The following is an 18,176-nucleotide window of genomic DNA, read 5'->3' as shown; positions in this document are numbered from 1 at the left end:
TGGGGTCAAAGGTCGAGGGCGGTGGAGGTGCAGGGGACGGAGACGCAGATCCGGATGTCCTCGTCGGGCTGGCTGCTGGTCTCGCCGGTGAGCACGTTGCGGACCGTGCCCTCGGTCTTGCGGGTGGTGCAGGTCAGGCAGATGCCCATGCGGCACCCCGACTCCGGGGCGAGCCCGGCGGCCTCGGCCTGCTCGAGCAGCGTGCCGCCGTCGTTCCCGACGTCCACGCCGGAGCGGGCGAAGCTCACCGTGCCGTCGGCCGGCTCGCCCGCAGCGCCGCCGTCGGGGCGGGCGGTGCCGAGCTTGAAGTACTCGACGTGCAGCGCCTCGGACCCGTCGTACGCCGCGTGGACGGCGGACATCAGCGGCGCCGGGCCGCAGGCCCAGGTCGGGACGTCGCGGTAGCCGGGCACCAGCCGCTCGAGGTACGCCGGCGAGAGGGCCGGGTCGCCGAGCTCCGGGTGCAGCAGGTGGACGTCGATCCCCCACCCGGAGCGCCGGACCTCGTCGAGCTCGGCGGCGAAGATCTGGTGGTCGGGGCTCTGCGCGTAGTGCAGGAACGTGACCCGGCCACGGTGCGTGCGGCGCTGCAGCGAGCGCAGCATCGACATCACCGGGGTGATGCCGGAGCCGCCCGAGATGAGCACGACGTGGTCGGGCACCCGGTTCGGCAGCACGAACTCGCCCTGCGCCTGGGACAGGTGGACGACGGTGCCGACCGGCGCCCGCTCCACGAGGTAGCGGGACACGCTCTGCCGATCCCTGGGGGCGTCCGGGTTGGCCCGCATCGTGACCGTGAACCGGTCGCCGGCGCGGGAGTCGGGGCTGGAGATCGAGAACACCCGAGTGGTACGGCGGGCGCCGGCGACCTCGACACCGAGCTGGACGTGCTGGCCGGCGCGGTGGCCGCGCCAGGTCGAGGTGGGCTGGAGGGTGATGGTCGCGACCGGTGGGTGCCCGGGGACGTCGACTTCGCGGCGTACGTCGACGACGCGGGCGCGGACCTCCCTGGCCGCCCACATCGGGTTCGCGATCTCGAGGTACCGGTCGACACCGTGCGGGGAGGTCAGCGCCTCCAGCGCCCGGGACCGGAGCAGGGTCTGCGCGAGTCCCATGCGACTCCTTTCAGTGAACATGCGTTCACCGAAACTGTAGCCACCGGTCGAGTGGGAGCGTCAAGGCCCGCCCCCTGTGATGCGGATCATGGGGCGAGGTGTTCACCGAAAACCGGTCACGCGGCCGCCCTAGACTGGGTTCCGTGTCCTCGTCCCCGGTGCCGCGTGTCCCGGAGTCACGCTCGGAGCGCAAGGAGCGCACCCGCCGCGCGATCCTCGACGCGGCCCTCGACCAGCTCGCCGACGAGAGCTTCGGCTCCCTCTCGCTGCGGCGGCTGACCAAGCAGGTCGGCATCGTCCCGACCGCGTTCTACCGCCACTTCTCGACCCTCGACGAGCTCGGCCTCGCCCTGGTCGACGAGTCGTTCGCGACCCTGCGGGCCATGATCCGCGACGTACGCCGCGGGGAGCCGGCGCCCGACACCCTCATCGACCGGTCCGTCGACGTGCTCTCCGCACAGCTGGACGCGAACATGGCGCACTTCCGGTTCATCGGCCGCGAGCGGTACGGCGGGGTCACCGTGGTCCGGGAGGCGATCGCCCGCGAGCTCGCACTGTTCGAGAGGGAGCTGGCCACCGACCTGGCCCGGATGCCGGGCCTCGAGCGGTGGGGCGCTGCGGACCTCGCCCTGCTGGCCGGGATCTTCGTGAACCTCATGGTGGCGGCCGCCGGTGAGATGGTCAGCCCGGAGGCCGAGGACGCCGCCGTACGCCGCGGGATCGAGGACACCTTGCGTCGCCAGGCGCGGATGGTCGTGGTCGGCGCCGCCGGCTGGCGCCCGCTCGGCGGGTGACCTCGGCGGAGCGGCGCTCAGCGGCGCGGGAGCAGGATCTCGATCCCGCGCTCGGCCATGACGTCGCCGTTGATCCGGCCGCCCATGGCCTCGGTGACCGACAGCGCACGGGCCAGCGCCCCGGCGTCGCCGCCGGCGGAGCTGGCGTCCGCGCCGCAGACCCGGATACGGACGTAGTTGCCCTGGCCGGAGAAGCGCAGCGACACCTCGCGCGGGTCCAGTGCCTGCACGTCGGCGAGCAGGTGGTCGAGCAGCTGCTCCACCGGGCCGGGGGTCAGCACCTCCTCGGCGCCACCGTCGACGTAGACCCGGACCGAGGTGTCCTCAGGGACCCCCTCGCGCCAGCGGTGCCCGATCGCGGTGGCCAGGGACTGCAGGTCGATCTCGGAGCCGGCCACCAGGGGGCGGTTGCGGGAGTCCGCGAGCAGCTGGTCGACGACGCCGTTGAGCTTCTCCATCTCCGACGCCGAGTGCAGCACCGCCTCGCGGACGTCCTCGCGCAGCCCGGGGCGGCCGGCGAGCTCCTCGAGCTCGAGCCGGACCCCGGCGATCGGGGTGCGCAGGACGTGGGAGGCGTGCTGGAGGAACTCGCGGTCGCGGCGGATGGAGTGCTGGAGCTGGGACGCGCTGCGCACCAGCGCGTCGTTGATCGCGGTCACCTCGGGCATCGAGGAGTGCGGCAGCTCGAGGTCGTAGCGGCCCCGGGACAGCGCGCCCGCCGCGTCGGCCAGCTTGCGGAACGGCCGGGTGAGCATGTCGGCGGCGATGATCCCCACCACCGTGGCGATCAGGCACATCACGACCATCAGCACCACGAGCGACCCGAGGTTGCGGCCCAGGATGTCGCCGAGCACGGCCTCGGACTGGATGACCGTGACCGTGCCCTGCGACGTGGCGGCCCGGGCACTCATGGCGTCCTCGCCGTCGGCGGCCCCGAAGCCGGTGCCGTTGACCACGACGGACGCGTCGTCGGTCTCGTAGACCAGCTGGGTGTCGGCCGGCACCAGGTCGTCGAGGTACGCCGCGTCCACCGGCTCGCCGTCGGCGAGCCGCTCGTCGACGCGGGTGGCGATCAGCCGCGCCTGGCGGCCGAGCTCGGCGCTCTCCTCGTCGTGGATCATGTCGCGCACCGAGAACGCACGCACCACCCCGACCGTGACCAGCAGGACGAGGGCGAGGAGGACGAACGCGGCGGCCAGGCGCCTACGCATGCGGGCTCCCGGCCCGCGGCTCAGCCATCCGCGGCCCCCTCGAGGCGGAAACCCACGCCGCGCACGGCGACGACCCGCTCGGAGACGCCGGCGTCCTCGAGCTTCTGGCGGAGGCGCCCGATGGTGACGTCGAGGGTCTTCGTGGAGCCGTACCAGTTCTCGTCCCACACCTCGGCCATCAGCTGGTCGCGGGAGACGACGTTGTCGCGGTGCCCGGCCAGGAGCGCGAGCACGTCGAACTCCTTGGCGGTGAGCAGCACCTCGTCGTTGGCCGAGAACACCCGGCGGGCCCCCTCGTCGATCCGGAGGCCGGAGGTGCCCGAGCCGGAGCTCTCGGAGCGGACCGGCGCGCTGCGCCGGAGCAGCGCGCGCACGCGCGCCTGCAGCTCGGCCAGCCCGAACGGCTTGGCGAGGTAGTCGTCGGCACCGAAGTCCAGGCCGACCACCCGGTCGAGCTCGTCGCCCCGGGCGGTGACGATCATGATGCCGCCCTCGTAGCCGGCGTTCCGGGCCGACTTGCACACGTCGAGCCCGTCCATGTCGGGCAGGCCGAGGTCGAGGATGACCAGGTCCGTCGGGGTCTGCCCGAGGTGGTCGAGCGCGGCCTTGCCGTGGTCGACCCAGGTCACCGTGTAGTCGTCGCGCTCGAGCGTCCGCACGAGCGGGAAGGCGATGTCGGCCTCGTCCTCAACTACCAGCACATGATGCGTCACGTGGTCGAGGATAAGGCGTGACTGCCCCGATCCGTGGCGCATCAGAAGTCCCGGTCGCTCGTGCCGGACTCGGTCGCGGACGCCGCGAGGCAGGCCGTGCCGCCCGGCGTACGGACCAGCGTCGAGGGGAACCAGACCAGCTCTCCCGCGTTGCTGGTGTTGCGCAGGTCGTTCGCGTTCGGGACGGTGCCCAGCGTGATCGTGACGACGGTCACCTGCACGCCGTTCACGGTGGCCGTGGCCGCGGTCATCGTCGAGCCGGTCGGGGTGATCGTGAGGCCGTTCTTCACGTAGTCCTGGGCGAGCGTGACGTGGCCCAGGTTGGCGTCCGTCTCGACGCGGTCGGTGCCGGTCCCGGAGCCGGCCACGCCGGCGTCCTTGAAGGTGACGGCGACCGGGGTGGACGTGCCCGCCCAGCCGGCCTTGACCGTGCTCAGGTCGACCACCCGGGAGTAGGTGAGCACCACCTGGTCGCCCGCCTCGATCCGGCCGAGCGCTCCGTTGTTGACCGCCTGCACGTCCTGCGCCCGCAGCGCCGCGTCGACGGTGCGGGTGACGGCCGCGGTGGTCGTGGTGTTCCCGGCCCGGTCGGTGGCGACCACGCGGAAGTCGTGGCTGCCGGCTGCGAGCCCGGTGGCGTCCAGGGCGCAGGCGTACGGCGCCGAGGTGTCGGTGCCGCAGGTCGACCAGGTGCCGGACGCGGACGGCTTGTGCTCGAACGCGACCGAGGCCACCCCCGAGTCGGCGTCGCCGGCGGTGGCGGTCAGGTTCACGGTCCCCGACAGCGGCCCGGCCGGCACGCTCAGGGCGACCGTCGGGGCGAGGTTGTCGACGAGCACGCCGAGCTGGGTGTCGTACGTCGTCGCGGTGCCGACGACGGCGACCGCGCGGACGTCGTACGTGCCGGTGCCGACGGCGACGGTGTCCGCGGAGCAGGTCCGGGTCCCGCCGGTCGCGTTGCCGCAGCCGGGGACGACGGCCCAGGTGCCGGTTCCCGCGACGGCGTACTCGACGCGCGTGGTGACGGTCGCCGACCCGGCGCCGGTCACGGTGACGGTCAGCGGAACGGTGCCCCGGACCGGGCTGGGCACGGTCGCGAGGGTGACCCCGACGCCGTTGAGCACCGTGGTCGTCACCGCCGCCGAGGTCGCGGAGAAGCCCGCGGTGTCGGTGGCGACGGCGCGCAGCCGGTGGTCGCCGTCGGCGACGCCGGTGGTCGCCCATGCGCAGGTGTACGGCGCCACGGTGTCCGTGCAGACCGTGGTCCAGGTCGAGGAGCCGACCGGTGCTTGCTGGATGAGCACCGAGGCGACCGCCGAGCGGTCGTCCGATGCGGTGGCGGCGACGGTGACGGTCCCGCTGAGCGGGCTGCCCGGGTCGGTCATCGCGACCGTGGGTGGGGTCCAGTCGTTCGCGGCCGTGACCACGACGGGTCGCCCGCTGGTGGAGGTGAAGGTGGCGGAGGAGAACTGCAGGCCGCTGGCGGCCACCGCTGCGAGGAGGGCCGCGACCAGGAGCAGCAGCACCCGGTGCGGCCGCATCAGACGCCGGTCCCGGCGGTCGGCGTGCGCGTGGCGTCGGCCGCGCGCTGCGCGGGGACGTCGATCGCGGCGTCCTCGTCGGTCGGCTCGGGACGGCGGCGCAGCACGCCGACCAGCTCGACCAGGCTGTAGAGGGCGATGACCAGGGCGGGCAGGCCGATGACGGCCATGCGGGTTGCCCGGTCGCCCAGCGCGATGAACGCGTAGCCGACGTACGGCACGTGGAAGCTGACCCGGTTCTGGGTCTCGCCGTCCAGCTGGAAGGTCCACGGGTCGGCGTCGGGGTTCGCGTCCCCCTGGGTGCGGAAGGTGTCGCCGTCGCGCTCGACGATGCGGTGGGTGACCAGCGTGTCGATGCCCGAGTCGGCGGGCGGCACGTAGGTGATCACGTCGCCCACGCGGAGGTCCTCGACCGGCACGTTCTCCTCGAACACCACCGACCCGAGGTCGTAGGTGCCGGTCATCGAGCCGCCGATGATGACGTAGCGCTGCAGCCCGAACAGGGCCGGCAGGATGAAGCCGAGGGCGAGCACGGCAACCACGACGCAGAGGCCGTTGACGGCCCAGCGGCCGGCCCGGCGCGGCCGGCGGCGCTCCTCGAGCGTGATCTCCACGGTGCTCCCCTCCTCTCGACGGTCGTGTGGTCGGTCCGGGCTCCTGGGGAAGGAGCCCGTCCGGCGCCCTTGTGGGTTGGCGCCGGACGGACGGTCCTTCCCTGTTCCCCCCGGAACTACTGCGGCTAGGGCAGGGTCAGTGCCACGCCAGGGTCGTGCTGCTCGGCTCGACCTGCGTGGAGACCCACTGGTAGGAGGCCGACGCGGTGGCGCCCTGGTTGGCGTCGGACGCGTTCGACGGCATCGACACGGTGAATTTGAGCGTGGTGCTGTCACCGATGTCGAGCGCGCCGAGGTCCATCACTCCGGCGTCGTCGGCGGCGGCGAAGTCACCGTCGTAGACGGTGGTCGCGCCCTGGGTGACCTCGAGGTGCAGGGCGCCGGCCTGGAAGGTGCTGGAGTCGGCGGTCTCCTGCAGCGTGAGCGTGGAGTCGATGGTGCCCGTGTTCTCGATGGTCACGGTGCCCGCGACCGAGTCGCCGGGCTTGATGTTCGCGACGTCCATGGTCAGGTCGGCCCGGTCGTTGCTGTGGACCAGGTCACCGGCGGTGACCGCCGACGCGCTGTTCGAGGTCGAGGTGAAGGTGGCGCCGGAGCCGATCGCCACGGCGGTGGCGGCGAGCAGCGTGGCCAGCGGGACGAGCACCTTGCGGCGGCGGTTGTCGGTGGTCTTCATGGTGCGGAACTCCCAAGTCGTTCAGTGGTGACCAGAGCGGTCGACCTGAACGCTAGGGAGCCACGGACCACGCCCGACCTACACGGCGGTGACGCCGGGGGAAGGCTTCGGTAACAGCCTGCGGGGCGGCCGCGTGGGCGGGCGCCTGCTCATGCTCCGGACAGGAACAGGTCACCCTGGTCGGCCACCCGCTCGAGCACCTCCTCGAACCGGCAGTGGTCGATCGCCAACGGGTCGGCGGCACCCTCCTCGACCTCGGCCCACGAGCGCGGGGTGGCGACGTACGGCTTCTCCCGGCCGCGCAGGGAGTACGGCGAGATGGTGGTCTTGGAGCCCGCGTTCTGCGACCAGTCGAGGAAGACCTTCCCCGACCGGCGCGACTTGGTCATCATCGCGGTGACCTTGTTCGGGTGCTCGGCCTGGAGCTCCTCGGCGATCTCCTTCGCGAGCGCGGTCGTGCCGTCCGGGTCCAGCTTCGCGGGCAGCCGCGCGTAGAGGTGCAGACCCTTGCTGCCGCTGGTCACCGGGCTGGCGTCGAGGTCACGTTCGGCCAGCTTGTCGCGGACCAGCAGCGCGACCTCGCAGCACTCCCCCAGCCCGGCCGGCTCGCCCGGGTCGAGGTCGATGACGAGCCGGTTCGGGTTCCTGGGCTTCCCGGTCTTCGTCACCGTCCACTGGTGGACGTGCAGCTCGAGGCTGGCCAGGTTGACCAGGTACGTGAGCGCGGCGACCGAGTCGACGATCGGGAAGACCAGGGTGTCGCCGTTGCGGGAGCTGCCGCGCGACCCAGTGGTCGGGACCTCGGCGGTGCGCAGCCAGCTCGGAGCACCCGCCGGCACGTTCTTCTCGAAGAACGACGCCTCCTGGACCCCGTGCGGCCAGCGGATGCGGGTGACCGCGCGGTCGGCGAGGTGCGGCAGCAGGACCGGTGAGACCCGGGCGTAGTAGTCGAGCACCTCGCCCTTGGTGGTGCCGGTGACGGGGTAGAGGACCTTCTCGAGGTTGCTGATCTTCAGGGTGCGCCCGTCGATCTGCGCCCGGATCTCGCTGCCCGCCACGTCTCCCCTAGCGACCGATCGCGATCAGCGGGACCATCCCCGGCTCGAGGCGGCTCATCAGCGACCGGATGAACCAGCGCTGCGCGCTCACGCAGCCGGCGGTGGCGCCGCTGCCGTTGACGTGCAGGAAGATGCCGGAGCCGCGGTTCCGCACCTGCGCGGCGTAGTTGAAGCTGGTGACGAAGGAGTACTCGTACTGCTTCGGGTAGTCGCGCAGCCGCTCGGAGGAGTTGTAGTCGCTGCTCGGCAGCCGCCAGCGGAAGCCGCCGTTGGCCTTGTTGCGGTAGCGGTTGTAGTAGCGCGACCGGTTGTCCTGCACCCAGTAGTCACCCGCGCGGATCGTGCGGTGCCGGAGATCCCACGACGATGCCCTGGCGTGGGTGCCGAACGTGTAGAGCAGGCGGTAGGTCCCCAGCGGCGTGGTGCCGGTGCCCTGCCGGCGCTCGGTGCCGACGACCAGGCCGCCGTACCCGATCCGTCCGGGGGACTGGATCACCCGGGTCCAGCCGGTCGCCTTCTTCCGGAACAGCGTCACCCGGGCGTACGTGCCCGAGGTCCGGTTGACCGTGACCACCTGTCTCGTGCCGTCGCGCAGCCTGACGCTCACCCCGTCCAGGGTCACGGTCGCCGCCTCGGCGGCCGGTGCGGGCGTGAGGAGGAGGCCGGCCAGCAGCAGCTGGCAGGCGACGAGGCAGCGGATGATCATGGTTCCTCCCCGAGGAGATCGGCGGGCGACAGGTCGGTGCGGAGACCACGGTACGACGGCTGGCGGAGGCGTCCCTGCGTGCCCAGCCCGAGGGACTCGACGTCGACGACGAGGACCGGCTCGACCCACTGGGTGCCCAGCGCGTCCGGGCGGGGCACCTCGTCGGCGAACGGACTGGCCGGGACGGCCAGCGGATCGAGCAGCTCCCGGAGCAACGGGCCGACCTTCCCGGCGATGCCGCTGCCGACCCGGCCGCGGTAGAGCAGGCCGTCCGGGGTGGGCTCCCCGACCAGCACCGCGCCGAGCCGGGAGGTGGACCCGGTCTCGGGGCGCCAGCCGCCGACCACCCACGACGTGCGGCGCCGGTGCGCGAACTTCAGCCACGACCGGCTGCGCTGGCCGGGCTCGTAGCGCGAGGCCAGCCGCTTGCTGACCACGCCCTCGAGCCCCTGCTGCGCGGTGGCGTCCAGCAGCGTGACCCCGTCGTCGTACGCCTGCGGGACCTGCCACCACACGTCGGAGAGCTCCAGCCCCTCCAGCACCGCCCGGCGTACCTCGAGCGGCTCCCGCATCAGGTCGCGCCCGTCGAGGCGCAGCACGTCGAAGACCAGGTAGGTGACCGGGCGGGACTCCGCGAGCGCGGTCGCCCGTCGGGCGTTGCGGACGTGCATCCGCTCGGCGAGCGCGCCGAAGCTGGGCAGACCGTCGTCGAAGACCACGACCTCGCCGTCGAGCAGCAGGTCCCGGCCGGGCAGCTCCAGCAGCTCCGGGTAGGACGCGCTGACGTCGTTCTCGTTGCGGCTGGTGAGCCGGATGCCCCGGCCGGCGTCGCGGCGTACGTCGGCGATGATCCGCATGCCGTCCCACTTGATCTCGTGGGTCCACTCGGGGCCGGTCGGCACGCGGTCGCCGCGGGTGGCCAGCATCGGACGCATGGCGACATCCTGTCGCAGATCGGGGCCGGTGCCACGACTCCTGCCGCCGGGTGGGGGAGGATGCGGCGCATGCACGCAGCAGACGACGGGCGCCTGAAGGTCCTCGTCACGGGCGGCAACGGCTTCCTCGGCTCGTCGGTGGTGGCCGGCCTGGCCGCTGCCGGGCACGACGTGGTCAGCGCCGACCTGCGGTTCCCCACCAGCGAGGTCGAGGGCGTCATGCACACGGTCATGGACGTGACCGACGCCGAGGCGGTCTCCGCGGGGATCGAGGCGGCGGAGCCCGAGGTGGTCGTGCACCTGGCCTCGATCGTCACGCCCGGCCGGGACTCGTCGCGGGAGCAGGAGCACGCCGTCGACGTGGAGGGCAGCCGGCACGTGCTCGCAGCCTGCCTGGCCCACGGCGTACGCCGCGCGGTGGTGTCGTCGAGCGGCGCGGCGTACGGCTACCACGCCGACAACCCGGTGCCGCTGACCGAGGACGACCCGCTGCGCGGCAACGAAGAGCTCGCCTGCAGCCACCACGTGCGGCTGGTCGAGGAGCAGCTCGCCACCCTGCGCGCCGAGCACCCGGAGCTCGAGCAGGTGGTGCTGCGGATCGGCACCATCCTCGGCGAGGACGTCGACAACCAGACCACCGCGCTGTTCGAGCGGTCGCGGCTGCTGCGGGTCGCCGGCTCGGGCCCGCTGCTCGGGTTCGTGTGGGACTCCGACGTGGTCGCGACCATCCAGCAGGCGGTCACCGGCGACGTGACCGGCGTCTTCAACGTCGCGGGCGACGGCACGATGACGGTCTCCGAGATCGCGAAGGCCCTCGGCAAGCGCACGCTCGTGGTCCCCGAGCCGGTGCTGCGGGTCGCGCTGCGGGTCGGGCGCCGCCTCCACCTCACGCCGTACGGTCCCGAGCAGACGCGCTGCCTGCAGTTCCGCCCGGTGCTCGACAACACGCGTCTGAAGACCGTCTTCGGGTACACCCCCCGACGGACCAGCCGCGAGGCGTTCGACGCATGGCGGATGCGCGGGCAGACCGTGTGACAGATTCCGGACGGATCGTCGGTCTATCCTGACAGGACGACTTCCCCGGGAGGCCTTCAGCATGCGAGCAATCTGGAAGGGCGCGGTGTCCTTCGGACTGGTGTCCGTGCCGGTCAAGCTGTACTCCGCCACGGAGAGCCACGACGTCTCGTTCCGCCAGGTGCACGCCAAGGACGGCGGCCGGATCAAGTACCAGCGCGTGTGCTCGATCGATGGCGAGGAGGTGGCGTACGCCGACATCGCCAAGGGCTACGAGACCGAGGACGGCGAGATGGTCATCCTCACCGACGAGGACATGGCCGACCTGCCGGTGACCTCCTCCCGGGAGATCGCGGTCGAGAAGTTCGTGCCCAGCGACCAGATCGACCCGATGCTGTTCGAGAAGAGCTACTACCTCGAGCCCGAGAAGTCCGGCGCCAAGCCCTACGCCCTGCTCCGGCAGGCGTTGATCGACGCCGACCGGATGGCGGTGGTGACGGTCGCCCTGCGGCAGCGGACCACCGTCGCGGTGCTCCGGGTGCGCGACGACGTGATCGTGCTGCAGACGATGATGTGGCCCGACGAGGTCCGCCAGCCCGACTTCGACGTCGAGGTGGGCGAGATCAAGGACGCCGAGGTCAAGATGGCGCACATGCTGGTCGACACCCTGGCCGGCGACTTCGACGCCAGCGAGTTCGAGGACGACTACGCCGACGCCGTCCAGGCACTGGTGAAGGCGAAGGTCGAGGGAGGCGAGGTCAAGCGAACGCCGACCGCGACCAAGTCCTCCGGCGAGGTCGTCGACCTGCTCGCCGCGCTGCAGAAGTCCGTCGCCGCGGCCAAGGAGGCGCGGGGCGAGTCCGACGCCGGCTCCGCCGACGCGGCCACGGATGCCGGGGACGAGAAGAAGCCGAAGAAGAAGGGCGCCAAGAAGCCCGCGAAGAAGGCGGCCAAGAAGGCCAGCTGAGGCTCAGGCGGTGCTGCGGTCGTTCGGGGCGCCGCTCGTCGTGCTGCCGCTCGTCGTCCCGTCGTCCGTCTCGCCGCGGGCGGCCGCAGAGTCCGGGTACCGCCGGTCCGCCATCGAGAACAGCGCGTCCGAGAGCCGCGGCGCGACCAGGTTGAGCACCTCCGCTGCGGACCCGGCGAGCGTGTCGACGGTGAGCGGCCGGTCCTCCAGCGCCCGGACGATCCGCTCGGCCGCCTGCTCGGGGGTCGCGGCCCGCATCCGCGAGTAGGCCTCGGTCGGGGCGACCATCGGCGTCCGCACCAGGCTGAACCGCATGTTCGTGAACGTCACGTTGTCGGCGTACGCCTCCCGGCCGGCGATCCGGGACCAGGTGTCGAGCGCGGTCTTGGACGCGATGTACGCCGCGAACTTCGGCGCCTTCACCTGCACGCCCCAGGTCACGATGTTGACCACGTGCCCGAACCGCTGCGCACGCATGGCCGGCAGCAGCCCCATCGTGAGTCGGACCGGACCGAAGTAGTTGACCGCCATGGTCCGCTCGAAGTCGTGGAACCGGTCGTAGGACAGCTCCAGCGACCGCCGGATCGAGCGGCCCGCGTTGTTGACGAGGTAGTCGACCGCGCCGTGCTCCTCCAGCACGCGCCGTACCAGCGCGTCGACGGCGTCGCCGTCGGTGAGGTCCGCGACGTACGCCGACGCCCGGCCGCCGCGCTCCCCTATCTCCCGCGCCACCCGGTCGAGCTCGTCCTGCCGGCGGGCGACCAGCAGCACCGTCGCCCCGCGCCGCGCCACCGCGTGCGCCGTCGCCTCCCCGATCCCCGACGACGCCCCGGTCACCAGCACCGTCCGCCCGGCCAGCGGGCTGGTCTCGTCGCCCCGGAGCCGTCGTACGACGCGGGCGAGCCGGCTGGTCGGGGTCCACAGCAGGAGGCTCATCCCCGGGACGCTAGCGAACGGTCGGCGGCAGTGATTCACCGGACGTCCGGGGAATCACTGCCCTGTCAGGCAATGCTTTCCCTGCCAGGGCATCAATTTCCCTGACCGGTCCCGTGGTGCCCGGGGCTGCGGGGTGGGCCTTCACGATTCACCGGTCAGCCGGTGAGACAGTGGGTGGTCAGGCGTTTCCATCCCTGACAGCCCACTGAATTCCCTGACCAAGACACCGCCATCCCGCCATACCTGGCCGCTCGGCCCGCCATTTCGCACGGTTGGGCGGTCAGGAGGTGAGGTGGCGGGCGACGGAGGCGGCGACGGCGGTGGCCAGGGAGGCGGCGTCGTCGTCGGGCAGCTCGGGGACGATCTCGTGCACGATGCCGGCCGCGGCCAGGTCGGAGGCGCGGACCCGGTGCTGCTCGGCCATCTCGGCGGCGTGGCCGGTGTTGCCGTGGACGATCATGCTGGCGCCCTCGGGCGGCAGCGGCGAGAGCCAGGCGTGCTCGGTCGCGACCACCGTCCGGGCGGGCATGAGTGCGAGCGCGCCGCCGCCGCAGCCCTGGCCGAGCAGGATCGACAAGGTCGGCACGGTGAGGGTGGTCATGGTGGCGATGCAACGCGCGATCTCGCCGGCGATCGCACCCTCTTCGGCGTGCGGCGACAGCTCCGCTCCCGGGGTGTCGATGACCGTGACCAGCGGCAGCCCGAGCTCCTCGGCGAAGCTCATCCCGCGCCGGGCCTGGCGCAGTGCGGCCGGCCCCATCGGGGTGGCCGGCGACTGGCGGGACCGGTCCTGGCCGACCACCACACAGGGCTGGCCGTCGAGCCGGGTGAGCGCCACGATGACCGCGCTGTCCCGCTCCCCCTCGGCGGTGCCGCGCAGCCGCACGGTCCGGGTGCCGCCGTACCGCAGCAGCTCCCGGATCCCCGCCCGCCCCGGCGCCCGGGACCGCGAGATGTGGTCCCACGCCGACCCGTCGTCGTCGCCCTCGACCGGTTCCCGCGCCGCCAGCCGCGGCGGACCCGGCGGGTCCACCAGCGTCGCGAGCGCGTTGTCGACGAGGCCGGGCAGCGCCTCGGCGGGTACGACGGCGTCCACGATGCCGTGGGCGGCGAGGTTCTCCGCGGTCTGCACCCCGTCCGGGAACGGCACCCCGTTGAGCCCCTCGTAGACCTTCGGCCCGAGGAAGCCGATCAGTGCGCCCGGCTCGGCGACCGTCACGTGCGCGAGCGATCCCCACGAGGCGAACACGCCGCCGGTGGTGGGGTGGCGCAGGTAGACGAGGTACGGCAGGCCGGCGGCCCGGTGCTCCATCAGTGCCCGGGAGATGTCGACCATCCGCACGAACGCCGGGGTGCCCTCCTGCATCCGGGTGCCGCCGGACGCGGTGGTGGCCAGCAGCGGCAGCCCCTCCGCGGTGGCCCGGCGTACGGCGGCGATGATCCGCTCCGCCGCGGCCTGCCCGATCGACCCGGCCAGGAACCGGAACTCGTTGACCACGAACGCCACCGGCCGGCCGCGCACCAGCCCGCGCCCGGTCAGCACCGACTCGTCGACACCGGACTTCTGCTCGGCGGCCCGCAGCTCGGCACGGTAGGACTCGGGCAGCCCGCTCCGGTCGACCGGGGTGTCCCACGACTCGAGCGAGCCCGGGTCGAGGACCAGGTCGAGCAGCTCGCGGGCGGTCCAGCGGTGGCTCATGCGTCGCCCTCGAGCCAGGCGCGGATGGCGGCGCCGTGCTGGTCCAGGGTCGGCGGGGCGACGTGGTCGCGGCGGGTCACCTCGGCACCTCCGTCGCCGAAGAAGCGGAGCGGCGGGCCGGGCAGCGTGAGCGGTCCCAGGGTCGGGTGCTCGACGTCGACGAGGAGGCCCTGGCTGGCCGCCTGGTCCCAGGCGTAGACCTCGTCGAGGGTGCGCACCTTGCCGGCCGGGATCCCGGCATCGGCCAGGCGCGCAAGCAGCGGCTCGGCGTCCCAGTCGGCGAACGCCGCCTCGACCACCTCGATCACCCGCTGCCGGTTGCCGACCCGCTCCCGGTTCGTGGCCATGCCCTCGACCGCCGGGTCCATCCCGAACGCGTCGCACAGCTTGCGCCACAGCGCCTCGGACCCGACCGCGATCTGCACCGAGCCGTCGCGGCAGTGGAACAGGCCGTACGGCACGATCGACGGGTGGTGGTTGCCCTGGGCCCGCCCGACCTCCTTCGCGACGGTCCAGCGGGTGCCCTGGAAGGCGTGCACCCCGACCACCGCGGCCAGCAGCGACGTGCGGACCACGCTGCCCCCGCCGGTCCGGTGCCGCTCGTTGAGCGCGGCCACGACGCCGTACGCGCCGTACATCCCCGACAGCAGGTCCGCGATCGGTACGCCGACGCGCTGCGGGTCCTCGGGACCCGACCCGGTCAGCGACATCAGGCCGGCCTCGCCCTGCGCGATCTGGTCGTACCCCGCACGGCCACCCTCCGGCCCGTCGTGCCCGAACCCGGTGATCGAGAGCACCACGAGGCGCGGGTTGCGGGCCCGCAGGTCGTCGATGCCGAGCCCGAGCCGGTCGAGCACCCCGGTCCGGAAGTTCTCGATCAGCACGTCCGCCCGGTCGACCAGCCGCCAGAGGACGTCCTTGTCGGCGTCCGCCTTGAGGTCGAGGGTGATCGACTCCTTGTTGCGGTTCGTGGACAGGAAGTACGTCGACTCGAGCGTGTCCGGGTCGCCCACGAAGGGCGGCCCCCAGCCACGGGTGTCGTCCCCGTGGCCGGGAGCCTCGACCTTGATCACGCGGGCACCGAGGTCACCGAGCATCATCCCGGCGTGCGGGCCGGCCAGGGCCCGGGAGAGGTCGACGACGACGATGTCGGAGAGTGGTCCGCTCATGTGCTGCCTTTACCAGTTCGGGAGCACGAGCGTCGCCCAGACCAGGAGTGGTCCGGCGAGGACGACGATCACGCTGTAGGTGAGGATCTGCTTGTAGTACGTCTGCTCGGTGATGGTCTCCGGCCGGTTCGCCAGCATCAGCGCACCGTTGGTGGAGAACGGGCTCACGTCGACAATGGTGGACGACACCGCGAGCGCGGCGACGAAGACCCCGGCATGGATGCCGCCCTCGGCGATCAGCGGGATCGCGATCGGGATGATCACCGGCAGCAGCGCGGTGGACGACGCGAACGCCGAGACCACGCCGCCGACGTAGCAGAGGATCAGCGCGCCGATGGCGGCCGCACCCAGCCCGGCGGCCCAGTTGCCGACGAACTCCGGCGACCCGGCGGTGGTCAGGATCGTCGCGTACGTGCTGACGCCCGCGACCAGCAGCACGGTCGGCCAGGCGATCTGCTTGACGGTGTCCTTGTACTCCAAGGGCGAGAGCATCGAGAGCAGCACCGCGGCGGTGATCGACACGAAGCCGATGTTCTTGTCGTAGCCGAGCGCGACCGCGGCCACCAGCGCGAACGCCAGCAGCGTCAGCACCTGGTCCCGCCGTACGCCGGCCTCGGGGCGCTCGGCGACCAGGGTCGCGGTGGGCGCGGTGCCGGTGGTCGGCGAGGCGCCGGTCCCGGAGAGGGCGTCGGTGCGGTCGCGGTGGGTCGACGTACCGCCGCCGGCACCGCCGGGGCCGTCCGCGACCTCCTCGGTCTCCGGGTCGATCCGCAGGCCGATCAGCTTCCGGCCGCCGAGCACCACGAACAGGATGGCGGCGAGGACGAGGTTGACGAGCAGGCTGGAGAAGAAGATGACCAGCTCGCTGGACGGGAGGCCGTTCTCCTCCATCACGGAGTTGGTGATGGTGCCGTAGATCGAGATCGGCGAGAACCCGCCGGCCTGGGCGCCGTGGACCACGAACATGCCCATCATCAGGGCGCTGATCCGGTACCGGCCGGCGAAGCCGAGGGCGATCGGGCCGATGATCGCGCAGGCGGCCGGGCTGGCCGCGCCGATGGCGGTGATCACCGCGGTGACCGCGAACATCACCCACGGGATGAGCGCGACCCGACCGCCGACGGCCTTCACCGAACTTCGGACGATCAGGTCGACGGTGCCGTTCTGCCGGGCGATCGCGAAGAGGTAGGTGACGCCGATCAGCGTCAACACCAGGTCGGCGCTGATGCCGGCGAGGATCTCCTTCTCGTCGAGGTTCAGGGAGTACATGCCGACGAGCCACGCCGCGACGTACGCGAGCGCGCCCATGTTGATCGGCAGCACCGTGCCGACGACGAAGAGGGCGATCAGGGCGAGGATCGCCACCCATTCCGGTCCCATGAGGTGTCCTTCCGTTGGTGCGTGACTCCCCTCCGGGAGAGCGAGTGACCCGAGTCACGCTGGCTCAGTGGCCTAGCCAATAGGACACCGAGTCACCGTGTCAATACTCTTGTCTCATGACCGACCTCTCCTCGCGCTTCCCGCGCCGGCTCCAGCGGACCCGGCTCTACGAGCAGGTGGCCGAGCAGATCTCGGAGTGGATCGCCGAGAACGGGCTGAAGGCCGGCGACCGGCTGCCCCCCGAGCGGGAGCTCGCCGTGCGCCTCGGCGTCAGCCGGGCCACGCTCAGCCAGGCCCTGGTCGCGCTCGAGGTGGTCGGCGTGGTCGCCGTCCGGCACGGCGACGGCACCGTGCTCACCGACAAGGCCGGGTCGGCCCGGATCATCGACGCGATCCGCGCCCACGCGGACCGGCTGCCCGAGGTGATCGAGGCCCGGGACGCGCTGGAGACGAAACTGGCGGCGCTCGCCGCGCAGCGCCGTACCGACGCGGACCTGGAGACGATCGAGACCGCCCTGCAGCAGATGGAGCGCGACATCGACGCCGGCGGCCGCGGCGTGGACGGCGACGAGCTCTTCCACGGGGCGGTCACCGCGGCGGCGTACTCCCCGCTCCTGGCGCAGATGATGGCCACCATCCGGCAGCTGATCGTCGAGACCCGGATCGAGTCGCTCTCCCAGCCCGGCCGGCCGCGCGACTCGCTCGCCGGGCACCGCCGGATCGCCGACGCGATCCGGGCCGGCGACCCCGCCGGGGCGGCCGCGGCCATGCACGAGCACGTGATGCTGGTCAGCGACGTGGCGCTCCTCCGCGAGCGCCCGGCCGAGTGACGCGGGACCGGACGGCGACGACGTGACGGGTCTCGAACAGCTCGCCGTGCTCGCGGCCGGCCTCGGCGCGGGCATCCTCACCTCGACCGTCGGCGTCGCCTCGCTGCTGAGCTTCCCGGTGCTGGTCGCGGTCGGCATCCCGCCCGTGGTCGCGAACGCCTCCAACACGGTCGGCATGACGCCCGCGGGGATGAGCGGCTCGTTCGGCTACCGCGAGGAGCTCCGGGCGCACCCCAAGGTGACCGTGGCCGTGATCGTGACCTGCGCGCTCGGCGCGGTCCTCGGCGCGTTCCTGCTGCTCGGCCTCGACCCGGCGGTGTTCGAGGCGGTCGTGCCGTGGCTGATCCTGTTCACCTGCCTGCTGGTCGGCGCGCAACCCTGGATCACCCGGTGGCTCAAGCGGCACCACGACGCCGCGCACCCGCCGGCGCCGCGCGAGCAGATGTCCTCGACCACCACGTTCTTCGCCGCACTGACCGGCGTGTACGGCGGGTACTTCGGCGCCGGCTCCGGGGTGATGATGGTCGCCGTCCTCGGGCTCGGGCTGGACCTCGACCTGCGCATCGTCAACGCGCTCAAGACCCTCGCCGTGCTGTCCGCGAACGTCGTGGCCGGCGCGATCTTCCTGCTCGTCGCCGACCTCGACTGGCCGGCGATCGTGCTGCTGGCGCTCGGGTCGGTGGTCGGCGGGTACGTCGGTGCCCGGATCGGCCGCAAGCTCCCGCCGACCCTGTTCCGGGTGCTGATCGTGATCGCGGGTGTGGTCGCCGCGGTCGCCATGCTCTGACCCGCCGAGGTGCCCGGTCTTGCTGGCCGAG

18 protein-coding genes are annotated in these 18,176 nt (G+C 72.4%); 5 read left to right on the top strand and 13 right to left on the bottom strand.

Annotation, left to right across the window (positions count from 1 at the left end; all coding sequences use genetic code 11):
• Positions 1–5: 5 nt before the first annotated feature.
• Positions 6–1,115: a flavin reductase family protein gene (locus EKO23_RS21325; RefSeq protein WP_134720500.1), complete on the bottom strand. Its 1,110-nt coding sequence runs from the start codon at positions 1,113–1,115 to the stop codon at positions 6–8.
• 143 nt (positions 1,116–1,258) lie between these two features.
• Between EKO23_RS21325 and EKO23_RS21320 the strand changes: the two genes are divergently transcribed.
• Positions 1,259–1,909: a TetR family transcriptional regulator gene (locus tag EKO23_RS21320; protein WP_246051221.1), complete on the top strand. Its 651-nt coding sequence runs from the start codon at positions 1,259–1,261 to the stop codon at positions 1,907–1,909.
• Between the two features lie 17 nt (positions 1,910–1,926).
• On the opposite strand, the gene EKO23_RS21315 is transcribed toward EKO23_RS21320, so the two are convergent.
• The 8 genes from EKO23_RS21315 to ligD (EKO23_RS21280) all read right to left on the bottom strand — a co-directional run bounded on the left by EKO23_RS21315 (position 1,927) and on the right by ligD (EKO23_RS21280) (position 9,363).
• On the bottom strand, positions 1,927–3,120 hold the full coding sequence (locus tag EKO23_RS21315; RefSeq protein ID WP_134720499.1) for a histidine kinase dimerization/phospho-acceptor domain-containing protein: 1,194 nt from the start codon (positions 3,118–3,120) through the stop codon (positions 1,927–1,929).
• Between the two features lie 20 nt (positions 3,121–3,140).
• Positions 3,141–3,833 carry a response regulator transcription factor gene (locus EKO23_RS21310; RefSeq protein ID WP_246051220.1) on the bottom strand — a complete coding sequence of 231 codons (693 nt, stop codon included), beginning with the start codon at positions 3,831–3,833 and terminating at the stop codon, positions 3,141–3,143.
• Positions 3,834–3,874: 41 nt separating this feature from the next.
• The gene (locus EKO23_RS21305) at positions 3,875–5,374 is read right to left on the bottom strand and encodes an Ig-like domain-containing protein (protein ID WP_134720498.1); all 1,500 of its coding nucleotides are present in this window, start codon (positions 5,372–5,374) and stop codon (positions 3,875–3,877) included.
• Positions 5,374–5,988 carry a signal peptidase I gene (locus EKO23_RS21300; protein ID WP_217702742.1) on the bottom strand — a complete coding sequence of 205 codons (615 nt, stop codon included), beginning with the start codon at positions 5,986–5,988 and terminating at the stop codon, positions 5,374–5,376. Before EKO23_RS21300 ends, EKO23_RS21305 begins: the two co-directional genes overlap by 1 nt.
• Before the next feature lie 136 nt (positions 5,989–6,124).
• On the bottom strand, positions 6,125–6,664 hold the full coding sequence (locus EKO23_RS21295) for a TasA family protein (protein ID WP_134720497.1): 540 nt from the start codon (positions 6,662–6,664) through the stop codon (positions 6,125–6,127).
• A gap of 149 nt (positions 6,665–6,813) precedes the next feature.
• The gene (gene ligD, locus EKO23_RS21290; protein WP_134720496.1) at positions 6,814–7,722 is read right to left on the bottom strand and encodes a non-homologous end-joining DNA ligase; all 909 of its coding nucleotides are present in this window, start codon (positions 7,720–7,722) and stop codon (positions 6,814–6,816) included.
• Positions 7,723–7,729: 7 nt separating this feature from the next.
• Entirely contained in the window at positions 7,730–8,428 is a 699-nt protein-coding gene (locus EKO23_RS21285) for a L,D-transpeptidase family protein (RefSeq protein WP_134720495.1), read from the bottom strand.
• Positions 8,425–9,363 carry a non-homologous end-joining DNA ligase gene (ligD, locus tag EKO23_RS21280; RefSeq protein WP_134720493.1) on the bottom strand — a complete coding sequence of 313 codons (939 nt, stop codon included), beginning with the start codon at positions 9,361–9,363 and terminating at the stop codon, positions 8,425–8,427. The genes EKO23_RS21285 and ligD (EKO23_RS21280) overlap by 4 nt, the downstream gene beginning before the upstream one ends.
• Before the next feature lie 69 nt (positions 9,364–9,432).
• Between ligD (EKO23_RS21280) and EKO23_RS21275 the strand changes: the two genes are divergently transcribed.
• Both EKO23_RS21275 and ku read left to right on the top strand, forming a co-directional pair.
• Positions 9,433–10,398 carry an SDR family oxidoreductase gene (locus EKO23_RS21275; RefSeq protein WP_134720491.1) on the top strand — a complete coding sequence of 322 codons (966 nt, stop codon included), beginning with the start codon at positions 9,433–9,435 and terminating at the stop codon, positions 10,396–10,398.
• Positions 10,399–10,459: 61 nt separating this feature from the next.
• On the top strand, positions 10,460–11,344 hold the full coding sequence (gene ku / locus EKO23_RS21270) for a non-homologous end joining protein Ku (protein WP_134720489.1): 885 nt from the start codon (positions 10,460–10,462) through the stop codon (positions 11,342–11,344).
• Positions 11,345–11,347: 3 nt separating this feature from the next.
• On the opposite strand, the gene EKO23_RS21265 is transcribed toward ku, so the two are convergent.
• The 4 genes from EKO23_RS21265 to EKO23_RS21250 form a co-directional block, all read right to left on the bottom strand.
• Entirely contained in the window at positions 11,348–12,280 is a 933-nt protein-coding gene (locus EKO23_RS21265) for an SDR family NAD(P)-dependent oxidoreductase (protein WP_134720487.1), read from the bottom strand.
• Positions 12,281–12,560: 280 nt separating this feature from the next.
• Positions 12,561–13,979 (bottom strand): carboxyl transferase domain-containing protein, encoded by a 1,419-nt coding sequence (locus EKO23_RS21260; RefSeq protein WP_134720485.1) that lies wholly within the window; start codon positions 13,977–13,979, stop codon positions 12,561–12,563.
• Entirely contained in the window at positions 13,976–15,148 is a 1,173-nt protein-coding gene (locus tag EKO23_RS21255; protein ID WP_134720483.1) for a CaiB/BaiF CoA transferase family protein, read from the bottom strand. Before EKO23_RS21255 ends, EKO23_RS21260 begins: the two co-directional genes overlap by 4 nt.
• A gap of 9 nt (positions 15,149–15,157) precedes the next feature.
• The gene (locus EKO23_RS21250) at positions 15,158–16,528 is read right to left on the bottom strand and encodes an SLC13 family permease (protein ID WP_134720481.1); all 1,371 of its coding nucleotides are present in this window, start codon (positions 16,526–16,528) and stop codon (positions 15,158–15,160) included.
• Positions 16,529–16,644: 116 nt separating this feature from the next.
• Here EKO23_RS21250 and EKO23_RS21245 point away from each other — a divergent pair, with 116 nt between their 5' ends.
• Both EKO23_RS21245 and EKO23_RS21240 read left to right on the top strand, forming a co-directional pair.
• A complete protein-coding gene (locus EKO23_RS21245) occupies positions 16,645–17,358 on the top strand; it encodes a FadR/GntR family transcriptional regulator (RefSeq protein ID WP_134720479.1) in 714 nt (237 codons plus the stop codon).
• Positions 17,359–17,380: 22 nt separating this feature from the next.
• Positions 17,381–18,145 carry a sulfite exporter TauE/SafE family protein gene (locus EKO23_RS21240; RefSeq protein WP_134720477.1) on the top strand — a complete coding sequence of 255 codons (765 nt, stop codon included), beginning with the start codon at positions 17,381–17,383 and terminating at the stop codon, positions 18,143–18,145.
• Positions 18,146–18,176: the final 31 nt, after the last annotated feature.

Source organism: Nocardioides guangzhouensis, assembly GCF_004519545.1.
Lineage (GTDB): Bacteria > Actinomycetota > Actinomycetes > Propionibacteriales > Nocardioidaceae > Nocardioides > Nocardioides guangzhouensis.
Note: the sequence above shows the minus strand (reverse complement) of the source record. Positions and strands in the feature narration are given on the sequence as shown.